General features: G+C 73.7%; 15 protein-coding genes. 11 read left to right on the top strand and 4 right to left on the bottom strand.

Going from position 1 to position 15,155, the window contains the following annotated elements; translation table 11 throughout:
• Positions 1-113: 113 nt before the first annotated feature.
• Positions 114-1,157, bottom strand: coding sequence for a hypothetical protein (locus tag ACI783_RS13585; RefSeq protein WP_457140928.1), 1,044 nt, complete (start codon positions 1,155-1,157; stop codon positions 114-116).
• A 196-nt stretch (positions 1,158-1,353) separates the two neighbouring features.
• The gene (locus ACI783_RS13580; protein ID WP_457140927.1) at positions 1,354-2,016 is read right to left on the bottom strand and encodes a flagellar brake protein; all 663 of its coding nucleotides are present in this window, start codon (positions 2,014-2,016) and stop codon (positions 1,354-1,356) included.
• A gap of 207 nt (positions 2,017-2,223) precedes the next feature.
• Here ACI783_RS13580 and purS point away from each other — a divergent pair, with 207 nt between their 5' ends.
• The 10 genes from purS (at position 2,224) to purM (ending at position 12,269) form a co-directional block, all read left to right on the top strand.
• Positions 2,224-2,472 (top strand): phosphoribosylformylglycinamidine synthase subunit PurS, encoded by a 249-nt coding sequence (purS, locus tag ACI783_RS13575; RefSeq protein WP_457079789.1) that lies wholly within the window; start codon positions 2,224-2,226, stop codon positions 2,470-2,472.
• A gap of 42 nt (positions 2,473-2,514) precedes the next feature.
• Entirely contained in the window at positions 2,515-3,189 is a 675-nt protein-coding gene (gene purQ, locus ACI783_RS13570) for a phosphoribosylformylglycinamidine synthase subunit PurQ (protein ID WP_457140926.1), read from the top strand.
• Complete coding sequence (gene purL, locus ACI783_RS13565; RefSeq protein WP_457140925.1) at positions 3,186-5,552, top strand: phosphoribosylformylglycinamidine synthase subunit PurL; 2,367 nt, start codon at positions 3,186-3,188, stop codon at positions 5,550-5,552. The genes purQ and purL overlap by 4 nt, the downstream gene beginning before the upstream one ends.
• A 10-nt stretch (positions 5,553-5,562) precedes the next feature.
• Entirely contained in the window at positions 5,563-5,952 is a 390-nt protein-coding gene (locus ACI783_RS13560; protein WP_457140924.1) for a sterol carrier family protein, read from the top strand.
• A gap of 229 nt (positions 5,953-6,181) precedes the next feature.
• The gene (locus ACI783_RS13555) at positions 6,182-7,597 is read left to right on the top strand and encodes an OFA family MFS transporter (protein WP_457140923.1); all 1,416 of its coding nucleotides are present in this window, start codon (positions 6,182-6,184) and stop codon (positions 7,595-7,597) included.
• Positions 7,594-7,716: an MFS transporter small subunit gene (locus ACI783_RS13550; RefSeq protein ID WP_457079779.1), complete on the top strand. Its 123-nt coding sequence runs from the start codon at positions 7,594-7,596 to the stop codon at positions 7,714-7,716. The genes ACI783_RS13555 and ACI783_RS13550 overlap by 4 nt, the downstream gene beginning before the upstream one ends.
• A gap of 126 nt (positions 7,717-7,842) precedes the next feature.
• Positions 7,843-8,934: an S-(hydroxymethyl)mycothiol dehydrogenase gene (locus ACI783_RS13545; RefSeq protein WP_457140922.1), complete on the top strand. Its 1,092-nt coding sequence runs from the start codon at positions 7,843-7,845 to the stop codon at positions 8,932-8,934.
• Positions 8,931-9,539: an MBL fold metallo-hydrolase gene (locus ACI783_RS13540; protein ID WP_457140921.1), complete on the top strand. Its 609-nt coding sequence runs from the start codon at positions 8,931-8,933 to the stop codon at positions 9,537-9,539. The genes ACI783_RS13545 and ACI783_RS13540 overlap by 4 nt, the downstream gene beginning before the upstream one ends.
• Before the next feature lie 112 nt (positions 9,540-9,651).
• Positions 9,652-11,211 (top strand): amidophosphoribosyltransferase, encoded by a 1,560-nt coding sequence (purF, locus tag ACI783_RS13535; RefSeq protein WP_457140920.1) that lies wholly within the window; start codon positions 9,652-9,654, stop codon positions 11,209-11,211.
• Positions 11,208-12,269 carry a phosphoribosylformylglycinamidine cyclo-ligase gene (gene purM, locus ACI783_RS13530; RefSeq protein ID WP_457140919.1) on the top strand — a complete coding sequence of 354 codons (1,062 nt, stop codon included), beginning with the start codon at positions 11,208-11,210 and terminating at the stop codon, positions 12,267-12,269. The genes purF and purM overlap by 4 nt, the downstream gene beginning before the upstream one ends.
• Positions 12,270-12,415: 146 nt before the next feature.
• Here the strand turns inward: purM and ACI783_RS13525 are convergent, their stop codons facing one another.
• Entirely contained in the window at positions 12,416-12,634 is a 219-nt protein-coding gene (locus ACI783_RS13525) for a DUF3073 domain-containing protein (protein WP_457140918.1), read from the bottom strand.
• A 200-nt stretch (positions 12,635-12,834) separates the two neighbouring features.
• Positions 12,835-13,899, bottom strand: coding sequence for a Glu/Leu/Phe/Val family dehydrogenase (locus tag ACI783_RS13520; RefSeq protein ID WP_457140917.1), 1,065 nt, complete (start codon positions 13,897-13,899; stop codon positions 12,835-12,837).
• Positions 13,900-14,166: 267 nt separating this feature from the next.
• On the opposite strand from ACI783_RS13520, the gene ACI783_RS13515 reads away from it, so the two are divergent.
• On the top strand, positions 14,167-15,150 hold the full coding sequence (locus tag ACI783_RS13515) for a sugar ABC transporter substrate-binding protein (RefSeq protein WP_457140916.1): 984 nt from the start codon (positions 14,167-14,169) through the stop codon (positions 15,148-15,150).
• The last annotated feature ends 5 nt before the right edge of the window (positions 15,151-15,155 follow it).

Raw genomic sequence — 15,155 nt, 5'->3', positions numbered from 1 at the left:
CCCCCCCCCCCCCCCCCCCCCCCCCCCCCCCCCCCCCCCCCCCCCCCCCCCCCCCCCCCCCCCCCCCCCCCCCCCCCCCCCCCCCCCCCCCCCCCCCCCCCCCCGGGCGCGGGTCAGGCGGTGACCCCGCGGCGCCCCTCGTCCGCAGGGCGTTCATCGGTGGTGGCGTCGAGGGCGTCGTCCACCAGTTGCGCCACCGCGTTCGCCGCGGTGCGCGGCCCGGGCTGCCAGTCCGCGAGCAGGTCGCGCAGCGCGCCGTCGACCTGGTCGGTGAGCGCCCGGAGCGCCGCCTGGGCCTGGTCCCGCTGGGCCTGCAGCTCCTCGATCTGGTGCTGCACGTCCGCCAGGCGTGCAGCCGCTGCCGCCGCCTCCTGCTCGCGCTGGCGGCGGGCCCGCGCCTCCAGGTCGGCGAGCCGGCGGGTCAGGGTGGCGTCCGCCTCCTCCCGGGCGCGGGCGGAGGACGCCTCGAGCTCCGCGATCCGCACCCGGGCTGCCCGCAGCTCGGCTTCCCGCTGCCGTGCCGCCTCCGTGTCGAGCCGCTCCCGTTCGTCCGCGGCATCCCGCCGGAGCTGCTCGGCGTCGGCGCGCGCCTGGGCGGCGACCTGCTCCGCCTCCTCGTGCAGCCGCTGGGCCCGGGCGACCAGGCGCTCGCACTCGGCGTTGGTGCGGGCCTCGTGCCCCCGGCTGGCCTCGAGCGTCTCGTCGGCTCGCCGGGTCGCCTCGGTGAGCACTCGGTCGGCGTCCTCCACGGCCCGGCGGCGGAGGTCGGCGGCCTCGTCGGCGGCGAGCTGGAGGATCTCCCGGATCCGCCCGGAGATCCGTCCGAGCTCCTGGCCGGCAGGTGAGTGGGCCAGCTCCTCGCGCGCCGCACCCAGCTCCGCGCAGGCCTGACCGAGCCGCACGGTGAGGTCGTCGTTCTCCCGCCGCATGGTGTCGAGTTCCTGTTCAGCCCAGGCCACGTAGTTGTCCACCTGCAGCCGGTCGTAGCCGGCCAGGGCCACGCCGAACACCGGCTGCTCGCGCATCATGGACGCCAGGTCCCCGGACAGGTTGGGGCGGCGCAGCCGCCTCCGGCGCCTGCGCGCCGCGCTCTGCACCGACTCCTCGAGTGCGATCCCCTCGATCGCTGCCGGGACCTGCCCTGCCAGCTCCTGCACGGGGCTCCTCCTCCGCATGAGGGGCGCCGACCGGGAGCGCTGGTGCACCAGCGGAAGCCGCCTCGTCCGGAGGACGACCCGCGCTCGGGGCGCGGCCACCTCGGCGCCGTTCCACATCGACGGCCCGGCCAGCCGGGCCGGGGCGGCTCTACCCCGCGCGCTGCGGCCCAAACGTGGGAAGCTCGGCGGACCGGGCTCAGTAGATCGCGGAGATCCCGCGGGTGCGCGCGTTGCGCAGCGCGGTGAAGACGTGCGAGCGGATGAGGTCCGCGGCGGACTCGGGCAGGCCGACGAAGGCGAGCGAGAACTCGTGCAGCTGGTCCTGCCGGGGCCGGCGGCGGACCATCCGGACCTCGGTGATCAGCTCGTCGGACCACAGGTCCAGGCGCAGGGTCATCGTCTGGCCGCGCTTGGGGAACGGCGTGCCGACCCCGAGGTCGGCGTAGCCCCGGAAGACGGCGAGCACGCCGCCCTCGCTGAGGTCGACGGTGCTGCCGGTGAGCACCGTCCTGTCCCAGGCGAGCGACACCGGCAGCCCGATGGGGGCGCGTACGGCGTCGCGGCGCTGCAGCCGGCTGGCCGGGCCGGTGATCTTGAGCTTCCAGAGCCCGTCGTCGGCGACCCCGACGGCCTCGGTGGGGATCGACCGGAGGCCGTCGTCGGCCTGCCAGGACAGCTCCAGCATGTCCTGGGGCACGAACTCGGCGCCCTCGCCGCGGGGGTCGCGCGGGTGGCTCACGTAGAGCAGCGTGTCGCTGGTCCGCCGGACCCGGCTGGTCAGCGCCTCGTCCCGGCCCAGCGGCAGGACGCTGAGGGCGGTGGCATCGGCCGGGAAGTCGACGTTCGGGGTGCCCGCCACCATCGGTCCGTGCCTCCAGCTCGTCGCATCCGTCCGGGGACCGCCGGACGGCGGTCTCGTCGAGGTCATCATCGGCGCGGAACCGCAGGTGGTGAGGGCAACGGGCGGACGGCGCCACCCGTTCGGGGGACCCCCCCGCCCGGGCCGGTCCAGGCCGCCGTCCGCGCTCCTGCCGGCCCGCGCCGGGCAGCCGGTACCCTTCTCGACGTGCCCGAGGTGGTCGTCGACGTCGTCCTGAAGCCAGAGATCTCCGATCCGCAGGGGCAGGCCGTGCTCGGCGCCCTCGGGCGGCTCGGGCACTCCGGTGTCCGCAGTGTCCGTCAGGGCAAGCACTTCGTCCTGGAGGTCGACGGCGACCCCGACGAGGCGGAGCTCCGCGAGATCGCCGAGACGCTGCTGGCCAACCCCGTCATCGAGGACGTCGAGCTGCACCTCCCTGCTCGCACCACCGACTAGGCCGGACGTCGTCCAGGCCGCACCACGACGGAGAGAAGAACAGTGCGCATCGGTGTCATCACCTTCCCGGGCTCCCTGGACGACGTCGACGCCGCACGCGCGGTCCGGCTCGCCGGTGCCGAGCCCGTCTCCCTCTGGCACGCCGACCACGAGCTGGCCGGCGTCGACGCCGTCGTCCTGCCCGGCGGCTTCTCCTACGGCGACTACCTGCGCGCCGGTGCCATCGCCGCCCGGTCGCCGCTGATGCAGGACGTCGTGGCCGCGGCCCGGCAGGGCCTGCCGGTGCTGGGCATCTGCAACGGCTTCCAGGTGCTGTGCGAGGCGGGGCTGCTGCCCGGCGCGCTCACCCGCAACGGCCACCTGCACTTCCGCAACCGCGACCAGGGGCTGCTGGTCGAGCGCACCGACACCGCGTGGACCTCGTCGTTCTCGGCGGGCCAGCGGATCGTCGTCCCGGTGAAGAACGGCGAGGGCCGCTACGTCGCGGCGCCGGCCGACCTGGACCGGCTCGAGGGCGAGGGTCGCGTGGTGGTCCGCTACGTCGACGGCAACCCGAACGGCAGCTCCCGGGACATCGCCGGGGTGTGCAGCGAGGACGGCCGCGTCGTCGGGCTCATGCCGCACCCCGAGCACGCGGTCGAGGACCTCACCGGACCGTCGGTCGACGGGCTCGGCTTCTTCACCAGCGTGCTGACCGCACTGGTGGTGGCCGCATGAGCGCCGACGTGACCGCGGGGCAGGCCAGCGCCACCGCCGGGCTCTCGGAGCTGGACACCGGCCCGGGCCGGCTGGCCGGCCGGCTGGACACCGTCGACCTGGCCGCCGCGACGCCGGAGGACGAGCAGCCCTTCGCCGAGCTGGGCCTGCGCGCGGAGGAGTACCAGCGGATCCGGGACATCCTGGGCCGCCGCCCCACCACCGCAGAGCTCGCCATGTACTCGGTCATGTGGAGCGAGCACTGCTCCTACAAGTCCTCCAAGGTGCACCTGCGCCGGTTCGGTGACCTGCCGCCGAGCGACGCGCTGCTGGTCGGCATCGGCGAGAACGCGGGTGTCGTCGACGTGGGCGAGGGCTACGCGGTCACCTTCAAGGTCGAGTCGCACAACCACCCCAGCTACGTGGAGCCCTACCAGGGTGCGGCGACCGGGGTCGGCGGCATCGTGCGCGACATCCTGACCATGGGCGCCCGGCCGGTCGCGGTCATGGACTCGTTGCGGTTCGGCCGCGCCGACGCCCCGGACACCGCCCGGGTGCTGCCCGGCGTCGTCGCCGGGGTGGGCGGCTACGGCAACTGCCTGGGCCTGCCCAACATCGGCGGCGAGCTGCTGTTCGACGACTGCTATGCGGGCAACCCGCTGGTCAACGCACTGTGCGTCGGCGTCATGAAGCACGAGGACGTCCGGCTGGCCAAGGCCGAGGGCGTCGGCAACAAGGTGATCCTGTTCGGCGCCCGCACCGGCGGCGACGGCATCGGCGGGGTGTCCGTGCTGGCCAGCGAGACCTTCGACGCTGGTTCGGACGGCTCTGGGGGCCCGGCCAAGCGCCCCGCGGTCCAGGTGGGCGACCCGTTCACCGAGAAGCTGCTCATCGAGGCCTGCCTGGAGATCTTCCGCGACGACCTGGTCACCGGCATCCAGGACCTCGGCGGCGCTGGCATCTCCTGCGCCACCAGCGAGCTGGCCAGCGCCGGCACCGGCGGCATGCACATCGACCTGGACGCCGTCCCGCTGCGCGACAGCACGCTCACGCCGGCCGAGATCCTGATGAGCGAGTCGCAGGAGCGGATGTGCGCGATCGTCGAGCCGGACAAGGTCGAGGCGTTCCTCGACGTCTGCCGCAAGTGGGAGGTGCTGGCCACCGTCATCGGTGAGGTCACCGACGGCGACCGGCTGGTCATCGACTGGCACGGCGAGCGGATCGTCGACGTCCCGCCGCGCACCGTCGCCCACGAGGGCCCGGTGTACGAGCGGCCGATGGCCCGCCCGGCCGACCTGGACGCGCTGCAGGCGGACGCCCCGCCGTCGTCCTCGGCCGACCTGCGGGCCGACTGGCTGGCCGTGGTCTCCAGCCCGGACGGCGCGGACAAGACCTGGGTCACCGAGCAGTACGACCGTTACGTGCGCGGCAACACGGTGCTCGCCCAGCCCGAGGACGCCGGCGTCGTCCGGATCGACGAGGGCAGCAACCGCGGCATCGCGCTCGCCCTGGACGGCAACGCCCGCTACGCCCGGCTGGACCCCTACACCGGGGCGCAGCTGAACCTGGCCGAGGCGTACCGCAACGTCGCCGTCTCGGGTGCCACGCCGCTGGCGGTGACCAACTGCCTGAACTTCGGCTCGCCGGAGAACCCCGAGGTGATGTGGCAGTTCGCCGAGGCCGTCCGCGGTCTGGCCGACGGCTGCCGCGAGCTCGGGCTGCCGGTCACCGGCGGCAACGTGAGCCTCTACAACCAGACCGGTGAGGTCGCGATCAACCCGACGCCGGTGATCGGCGTGCTGGGCGTGCACGCCGACGTCACCCGCCGGGTGCCCACCGGCTGGCGGGCCCCGGACGAGACGGTGCTGCTGCTGGGGGAGACCCGGCCGGAGTTCGGCGGCTCGGCATGGGCGTCGGTCGTGCACGGGCACCTCGGTGGCCGGCCCCCGCGGCTCGACCTCGCCGCCGAGCGCACCCTCGGGGAGCTGCTGGTGCGGCTGTCGGCCGAGGGCGCGGTCAGCTCCGCGCACGACCTCGCCGACGGCGGCCTGGCGCAGGCGCTGACCGAGTCGGCGCTGCGCTACGGCACCGGGGCCCGGCTCACGCTGACCGGCGACCCGACGGCGGCGCTGTTCAGCGAGTCGGTGGCCCGCGTCGTCGTCACCACGACCGACCCGGCGACGGTCCGCGCGGCTGCGGAGGCCGCCGGCGTCGCGGTGACCGAGCTGGGCACCACCGGGGGCGACGCGCTGGTGCTGGACGGGCTGCTGGAGCTGCCGCTGGCCGAGCTGCGGGAGGCCTGGAGCGGAACGCTGCCGGCTCTCTTCGGGAGCCCGGAGGTCGCCGTCGGCTCGATCCCCGCGGGCACCGTCCCGACCAGCTGATGGCGGCCTGATGGCCGCGCAGCAGCCGATCCCGGCCGAGGAGCTGCGCGCCGCGGTCGACGCCGTCCGCCCGTGGCTGGCCGGGGAGGCCGACCAGCCCGCGCGGGCGGTGCTGGGCGCGGCGGTGAAGACCTCGGCGCGCTGGCTGGCCCAGCAGGTGCCGGGCCGGTCGGTGGAGGTGCGGGTGCCCCCGTTCGTGGCCGTGCAGTGCATCCCGGGGCCCCGGCACACCCGGGGCACCCCGCCCAACGTCGTGGAGACCGACCCGGGGACCTGGCTGCGGCTGGCCACCGGGGCGCTGTCCTGGGCCGACGCGCTCGCCGGGGGCCGGGTCGACGCCAGCGGCAACCGCGCCGACCTCTCGGCGCACCTGCCGCTGCCCCCGCTGCGCACCGGCTGAGCGCCTGACCGCCGCGGGTCGCCGCCCCCGGCGGTCGACACGTCCACGACGTGCGGCGCGACCTGCGAAATCGTGATGAGACACGCCGTCCCCACTTCGGGTACCGCGAGAGGCGAACGGTCGCCCGGCGTCGTACCGTCCCTCCGGTCGCGACGGAGCTCACAGGGAAGTGACTCGCGCGGCTGGCTCGTCCGACCGGCCGCGCCGTTCCGTCACCTCGGAGGTCTCCGTGGCAGTACCCAGCTTCCTGGCCCGGGAGCGCATCGTTGCGAAGCCGGGCTTCAACCGATGGCTCATCCCGCCAGCGGCTCTCGCCGTGCACCTGTGCATCGGCCAGGCGTACGCGACCAGCGTCTACAAGGCGGCGCTGGTCTCGCACTTCGACTCCACCCTGACCGCGATCGGCATCGTCTTCTCGATCGCGATCGTGATGCTGGGCCTCTCGGCCGCCCTCTTCGGCACCTGGGTGGACCGCAACGGCCCCCGCGCCGCGATGTTCACCTCGGCCTGCTTCTGGGTCACCGGCTTCCTCGTCGGCTCCCTGGGCATCGCCACCGAGCAGCTGTGGCTGCTCTACCTCGGCTACGGCGTCATCGGCGGCATCGGCCTGGGCATCGGCTACATCTCGCCGGTGTCCACCCTGATCAAGTGGTTCCCGGACCGCCCGGGCCTGGCCACCGGCATGGCGATCATGGGCTTCGGTGGTGGTGCGCTCATCGCCTCGCCGCTGTCCCGCCAGCTGATGAACTGGTACGACCCGGCCTACGACGGCACTGCGGGCACGACCCCGAGCGGCAACGCCGTCGCGGGTCTGTTCCTCACCCTGGGCCTGCTCTACCTGGTCTTCATGATGTTCGGCGCCTTCATCGTCCGCGTCCCCGCCGACGACTGGAAGCCCGCCGGCTTCGACCCGTCCACGGTCAAGCAGAAGGCGCTGGTCACCACCGAGAGCGTCTCGGCCGGCAACGCGATCAAGACCCCGCAGTTCTGGCTGCTGTGGACCGTGCTGTTCTGCAACGTGACCGCCGGCATCGGCATCCTCGAGCAGGCCGCGCCGATGATCCAGGACTTCTTCCGCGAGGGTCAGACCTCCGCGGTCGCCGCCGCCGCGGCCGGCGGGTTCGTCGGGCTGCTGTCGCTGTTCAACATGGCCGGCCGGTTCGTGTGGTCGTCCACGTCGGACTACATCGGCCGCAAGGGGATCTACATGGTCTACCTCGGTGTCGGCCTGGTGCTCTACGTCCTCCTGGCCACCGTCGGCAGCAGCGCCGTCTGGCTGTTCGTCGCGCTCGCGGCGATCATCATCAGCTTCTACGGCGGTGGCTTCGCGACCGTCCCGGCCTACCTGCGTGACCTCTTCGGCACGTACCAGGTCGGCGCCATCCACGGCCGGCTGCTGACCGCCTGGGCAGCTGCCGGCGTCGCCGGCCCGCTGATCGTCAACGGCGTCCTGGACATGCAGGGCACCCCGGGGCAGCTCAACGCCGGTGACTACCGGCCGGCGCTGTTCATCATGGTCGGCCTGCTGGCGGTCGGCTTCATCGCCAACCTGCTGGTCAAGCCGGTGGCGGCGAAGTGGCACGAGCCGCACGCCACCACCCCCGCCACCGCCCGCGCCAACCCCGAACGGAGCGCCACCCGATGAGCGAGAAGAGCAGCACGCCGACCGGTCTCGTGGCCTTCGCGTGGGCCCTGGTGGGCCTCCCGCTGGTGTACGGGCTGGTGCAGACGATCCGCACGGCCAGCGCGCTGTTCACCGGCTGAGCCACCGCACCACCCAGTTGCAGCGCCCCTCCTGCCACGTGGCAGGAGGGGCGCTGTGCTGTCCGGGCCACCGCTGAGCGGCATGCGGGTCAGCGCATGCACGCGCCTCGACCTAGGCTCCGGGACATGTCGTACGAGGTCCAGGGCGTCGTCGCCCGCAGCAAGGGTGCTCCGGTCACCATCGAGACGATCATCGTGCCCGACCCGGGTCCGGGCGAGGCGGTCGTGGACGTGCAGGCCTGCGGGGTCTGCCACACCGACCTGCACTACCGCGAGGGCGGCATCAACGACGAGTTCCCCTTCCTGCTGGGCCACGAGGCCGCCGGCGTCGTCTCCGCCGTGGGCGAGGGCGTCACCAACGTCGCCGTCGGCGACTACGTGGTGCTCAACTGGCGGGCGGTCTGCGGGGAGTGCCGCGCCTGCCGCAAGGGCCAGCTGCAGTACTGCTTCAACACCCACAACGCCGCGCAGAAGATGACGCTGGCCGACGGCACCGAGCTGTCCGCCGCGCTGGGCATCGGGGCCTTCGCCGAGAAGACGCTGGTCCACTCCGGGCAGTGCACCAAGGTCGACCCGCAGGCGCCGGCCACCTCGGCCGGGCTGCTCGGCTGCGGCGTGATGGCGGGCGTCGGCGCGGCGATCAACACCGCCGCCGTCCAGCGCGGGGAGAGCGTGGCCGTCTTCGGCTGCGGCGGCGTCGGGGACGCCGCGATCGCCGGGGCGAAGCTGGCCGGTGCCACGACGATCATCGCCGTCGACATCGACGACCGGAAGCTGGAGTGGGCGAGGAAGCTCGGCGCCACCCACGCGGTCAACTCGAAGGAGACCGACCCCGTCGAGGCGATCAAGTCCCTGACCGGGGGCTTCGGCGCCGACGTGACCGTCGACGCGGTCGGCCACCCGGCGGTGTTCGAGCAGGCCTTCTACTCCCGCGACCTGGCCGGCCGGGTGGTGCTGGTGGGCGTCCCGCGCCCGGACATGGAGATCACCCTCCCGCTGCTGGAGGTCTTCGGCCGCGGCGGGGCGCTCAAGTCGTCCTGGTACGGCGACTGCCTGCCGAGCCGGGACTTCCCGATGCTGGTCGACCTGTACCTGCAGGGCCGCTTCCCGCTCGACGACTTCGTCACCGAGACCATCGGGCTGGGCGACGTGGAGCAGGCCTTCGAGAAGATGCACCACGGCGACGTGCTGCGCTCCGTGGTGGTGCTGGACAAGTGACCCCCCGCATCGAGAAGGCAGTCGTCAGCGGGGTGTTCAGCCTCGACGGGCAGGACTTCGACGTCGACAACAACGTCTGGCTGGTGGGCGACGACGACGAGGTGCTCGTCATCGACGCCCCGCACCGGGTCGAGCCGATCGTCGAGGTGGTCGGCGGGCGGAAGGTCCGGGCCATCGTGCTGACCCACGGGCACAACGACCACATCACGGCGGCGGTCGACCTGCGGGCGGCCGTCGACGCGCCCATCTGGTTCCACCCGGCCGACCGGATGCTGTGGGACGTCGTGCACCCCGACAGCGCCCCCGACGGCGAGCTGGCCGACCACGCCCGGTTCCGGGTGGCCGGCACCACCCTGGAGGCGCTGCACACCCCCGGGCACTCCCCGGGGAGCACCTGCCTGCACGCCCCGGACCTGCGGGCCGTCTTCACCGGCGACACCCTGTTCTGCGGGGGCCCGGGAGCCACCGGCCGCTCGTTCAGCGACAAGCCGACGATCCTGACCTCGATCCGGTCGCGGCTGATGAGCCTGCACGGCGACACCGTGGTGCACACCGGGCACGGCGACGACACCACGATCAACGCCGAGGTCGGCAACATCTCCTGATCGTCGTCCCGGCTGCGCGGGGCGTTCCGGACGACGTCGTCCCGCCCGGGTGGGTGAGGCACCCCACCCGGGCGGGACGCGGCCGGGCCCCCGACCCCGGTACGCTCGACGGGTGCCTCGCGGTGACGGACGGCTGACGCACGACCTCGACCCCCATTCCCCCGGTCCCCAGGACGCCTGTGGCGTCTTCGGCGTCTGGGCCCCGGGGGAGGAGGTCGCGAAGCTGACCTACTTCGGTCTCTACGCCCTCCAGCACCGCGGTCAGGAGGCGGCCGGCATCGCGGTGTCCGACGGCTCCTCGGTCGTGGTCTACAAGGACCTGGGCCTGGTGAGCCAGGTCTTCGACGAGCCGACGCTGGGCAGTCTCCGCGGTCACATCGCCGTCGGCCACGCGCGGTACTCGACCACCGGTGCGTCGACCTGGGAGAACGCCCAGCCGACGTTCCGCACCACGGAGGCCGGCACCGGGCTGGCGCTGTGCCACAACGGCAACCTGGTCAACACCGCCGAGCTCGCCAGCGCCGCGGCCGACGAGGGCGTGGCCGGGGCGTTCGTGGCGACCAACGACTCGGACCTGGTCACCTCGCTGATCGCCGCGAAGCCGGACACGTCGGTGGAGGCCGCGGCGATGGAGGTGCTGCCCCGCCTGCGCGGCGCGTTCAGCTTCACCTTCATGGACGAGCACACCCTCTACGCCGCCCGCGACCCGCAGGGCGTGCGCCCGCTGGTGCTCGGCCGGCTGGAGCGCGGCTGGGTGGTGGCGAGCGAGACCGCGGCCCTGGACATCTGCGGCGCCTCCTTCGTGCGCGAGGTCGAGCCGGGCGAGCTGATCGCCATCGACGAGGACGGGCTGCGCAGCCAGCACTTCGCCGTCGCCCAGCCCAAGGGGTGCGTCTTCGAGTACGTGTACCTCGCGCGGCCGGACACCACGATCTCCGGCCGGGGCGTGCACGCGGCCCGGGTCGAGGTGGGCCGACGGCTCGCCAAGGAGCACCCGGTCGACGCCGACCTGGTGATCCCGGTGCCGGAGTCGGGCACCCCGGCTGCGGTCGGTTACGCCGAGGCCTCGGGCATCCCCTACGGCGTGGGCCTGGTGAAGAACTCCTACGTCGGGCGCACCTTCATCCAGCCCAGCCAGACGATCCGTCAGCTCGGCATCCGGCTGAAGCTCAACCCGCTGCGCGACGTCATCCGCGGCAAGCGGCTGGTCGTCGTCGACGACTCGATCGTGCGCGGGAACACCCAGCGCGCGCTGATCCGGATGCTGCGGGAGGCCGGCGCCGTCGAGGTGCACGTGCGGATCTCCTCCCCGCCGGTGAAGTGGCCGTGCTTCTACGGCATCGACTTCGCCAGCCGTGCCGAGCTGGTCGCCAACGGCCTGGACGTCGACGGCGTGCGCGCCTCGATCAACGCCGACTCGCTGGGCTACGTCTCCGAGCAGGGCCTGATCGCCGCCACCGAGCAGCCGGCCAACCGGCTGTGCACCGCCTGCTTCACCGGCGAGTACCCGATCCCGCTGGGCGAGCCGGAGGTGCTCGGCAAGCACGTGCTCGAGGGCATCGGCCGGCGCACGCTGGCCGACGGCGCGCCCGCCGTGTCGGGCTGGAACGGTCAGCAGGCCGGCAGCCCCGCCGTGTCCGGCGGCGCGGACGAGGCACTGGCCCGGCCGTGAGCGAGTTCACCTACGCCGCCTCCGGCGTCGACATCGACGCCGGCGAGCGCGCGGTCACGCTGATGCGCGCGGCCGTCGAGCGGACCAACCGCCCCGAGGTGGTCGGCGGGCTCGGTGGGTTTGCCGGGCTGTTCGCGCTGGACACCGCGAAGTACCGCAAGCCGCTGCTGGCCTCCTCCACCGACGGCGTCGGCACCAAGATCGCACTGGCCCGTCAGCTCGACCGGCACGACACCGTCGGCATCGACCTGGTCGCGATGGTCGTCGACGACCTGGTCGCCTGCGGCGCGGAGCCGCTCTTCCTGCAGGACTACGTCGCCTGCGGCCGGGTCGTCCCCGAGCGGATCGCCGCGATCGTCACCGGCATCGCCACCGGCTGCCAGCAGGCCGGAGCCGCGCTGGTCGGCGGGGAGACCGCTGAGCACGGCGACCTGATGGAGGCCGACGAGTACGACCTGGCCGCCACCGCGGTCGGCGTGGTCGAGGCCGACGCGGTGCTCGGCCCGGAGCGGGTCCGGGCCGGCGACGCGGTGATCGCGATGGCCTCCTCGGGCTTCCACTCCAACGGGTACTCGCTGGTGCGCCGGGTGGTCGACCGCGCCGGGCTCGACCTCACCGCCACCCCGGCCGGGCTGGACCGCCCGCTGGGTGACGTGCTGCTGGAGCCGACCCGCATCTACGCCCGGGACTGCCTGGCGCTGGTCGAGGAGCTGGGCGTGGAGACCGTGCACGCCTACGCGCACATCACCGGTGGCGGGCTGGCCGGCAACACCGTGCGGGTGCTGCCCGACGGGCTGGCCGCCGAGCTGGACCGCGACACCTGGGCCCTGCCCGCTGCGGTGCGGCTGCTCGAGGAGCACGGCGTCCCCCGCGCGGAGTCCGAGCGGGCGTTCAACTGCGGGGTGGGCATGGTCGCCGCCGTCGCCGCGGAGCACGCCGACCGGGCGGTCGCCCTGCTCAGCGCGCGTGGCGTCCCGTCCTGGGTCGCCGGCACGGTGACCCAGGCCGCGTCCCCGACGACGGCCCCCGAGGTCACCCTCCGCGGCGACTACCGCTGAAGAAGGACCCCCCTGCCCCCCACTGCTCGCGAGCTCGCAGCGGGACCCTGCAGGGGGGCCGGGGGACGTGCGAGGACACCGCCGGTCCCGGGGGTCCGGCGGTGTCCTCGCGTTCGAACGGCTGCTGGAGCCGTCGGGTCAGCGGGTCAACGACTGGCTGCCCAGTCGTCGTCCTCGTCGTCCGACGCCCAGCGGTCGGCGTAGCTCTCGTCCTCATCGTCGTCGTCCTTGGGCCCCCGGCTGGGGAAGGACGACGGCTGACCAGCGAGTTCGCGCTGGAGGGCTGTGAGGTCGGTGTTGGGTGAGCTGTACTTGAGCTCACGGGCCACGCGTGTCTGCTTGGCCTTCGCTCGGCCGCGCCCCATTGGCTCGACCCCCTCGTGACGGAGTTCGGGTCGCCCAGCACAGGGCTGGACGGCCCGTGTGGCGACCCCGACTGAGTGACTGTGTCCTGGGCCGAGCTTACGACACGGATGGGTCACGGGCACACGTCGGCATCCCCGGCCCCCTCATCTGGAGGGGTCCGGTGACCGGGATCACCCGCCGAGCGGCCCCGGACGGCGGGTCAGCGGGGCAGCCGGATCGTCGCCAGCCGGCCCACCGACCTCATCCGCTCCTCGGCGAGTCGGTCGGCGGCGACCGCGGGGGAGACCCCGTCGGCGTCCGCGGCGGCGAACACCCGCAGGGCGACGTCGAAGATCGTCGTCGTCTTCGCCTCGGCCCGGGCGAAGGAGAAGCCGTGCCGCTCGTCCTCCACCTGGATCACCCCGCCGGCGTTCACCAGGTAGTCGGGGGCGTAGAGGATGCCGCGGTCGGCCAGCAGCCCCGGCGTGCCCTCGTGGGCCAGCTGGTTGTTCGCGCCGCCGCAGACGATCTCGGCGGGCAGGGCGGCGACGGTCTCGTCGTCCAGCGCGCCACCGAGGGCGCACGGGGCGTAGACGTCGTGCGGGGTGCGCACCAGCGTGGCGGTGTCGGCGACCGCGGTGACCTCCGGGTGCCGGCTGCGCACGCGGGCGACCGCGGCCGGGTCGACGTCCGTGACCACGACCGACGCGCCGTCGGCGACCAGCCGGTCGACCAGGTGCGAGCCCACCTTGCCCACCCCGGCCACCGCGACGGTGCGGCCGGCCAGCGTCGGGGCGCCCCAGCGGTGCTGGGCGGCGGCGCGCATGCCCTGGAAGACGCCGAAGGCGGTGAGCACCGAGGAGTCCCCGCAGCCGCCGAAGGCCTCCGACCGGCCGTGGGCGAACCGGGTCTCCCGGGCGACGACGTCGAGGTCGGCGTTGTAGGTGCCGACGTCGCAGGCGGTGAGGTACCGCCCGCCGAGGCTCTCCACGAACCGCCCGTAGGCGCGCAGCAGCGCCTCGGTCTTGTCGGTGCGCGGATCGCCGATGATCACCGCCTTGCCACCGCCGAGGTCCAGCCCGGCGAGGCTGTTCTTGTAGGCCATCGCCGTCGAGAGGGCCAGCGCGTCGGTGACCGCAGCCTCCTCGGAGGGGTACGGGAAGAAGCGGGTGCCGCCGAGGGCCGGGCCCAGCGCCGTGGAGTGCACGGCGATCACCGCCCGGAGCCCCGACCCGGGGTCGGAGCAGAAGACGACCTGTTCGTGACCGGAACCGAGAACGTCCACGGCGAGGAGCCTAGGCGCGCCGTCCCCTCCCCGGTCCGGGTCGCCGTGGCCGCGTCGTCGCGCTCGGCAACGACCTGGTCTCGGCGGGGAGGTCGGCGGCGCGTCCGACGGCAGGTGGAGGCATGATCAACGGTTGATGACGGGCGCCGGTTCCCCCGGTGCCGCACACTTCGTCCCGGACCGCCCGAGTCCAGGGCCGGCCGGGGAGCAACCAGCGGAGCAGCGCTGCGCCGTGACACAGGAGCGACGACTTTGAGGAACTGGCACATGGCCCGACCCATGCGGCTGCTGGCGCTCGCGCTGGCCGCACCCCTGGTGCTCGCTGCCTGCTCCACCGAGAACTCCGGCGGTGGGGCGGACGGCTCCGGAGGTGCCGCCTCCGGTGCGGACGGCGACCTCAGCTTCGCGGTGGTGACGCACGGTTCCGCAGGTGACGCGTTCTGGGACGTGGTCCAGAAGGGGGCCGAGGCCGCCGGGGACGACCTCGGCATCGGCGTCGACTACCAGAGCGACGGCGACCCCCAGCGCCAGTCCCAGCTCATCGAGGCCGCGGTCAACCAGGGGGTCGACGGCCTCGTCGTCTCGATGGCCAACCCCGACGCGCTCGAGGACTCCGTCAGCGCCGCCGTCGACGCCGGCATCCCGGTGGTCACGATCAACTCCGGCGCGGACCGGTCGGAGGAGTTCGGCGCGATCGGCCACGTGGGCCAGGACGAGGTCATCGCCGGCCGGGGCGCCGGGGAGCGGCTGGCCGCCGACGGCGCGCAGAACGTGCTGTGCGTGATCCACGAGGCGGGCAACATCGGCCTGGAGCAGCGGTGTGCCGGGGCGTCGGAGGGCCTGGGGCGCGACGTCCGCCTGCTGCAGGTCGACATCAACGACCTGCAGGCCGCGCAGTCGACGATCACCTCGCAGCTGCAGAGCGACCCGTCGATCGACGCCGTGCTCACGCTCAACTCCGCCGTCGCCTCGGTTGCCGCGTCGGCCGCGTCCGACGCCTCCTCGGACGCCGAGATCGCCACCTTCGACCTCAACGGCGACGTGATCGAGGCGATCCAGGACGGCTCGATCGCCTTCGCCGTCGACCAGCAGCAGTACGAGCAGGGCTACCTGCCGGTCGTGATGCTCAAGCTCTACGCGGACAACCTGAACACCGTCGGTGGCGGGCAGCCGGTGCTCACCGGCCCGGGCATCGTCGACTCGACCAACGTCGACGCGATCGCCGACCTCGCCGCGGAGGGCACGCGCTGAGCCGG

It is taken from the genome of Modestobacter sp. SYSU DS0511, assembly GCF_054050755.1.
This window is presented reverse-complemented; position numbering and strand designations above follow the sequence as displayed.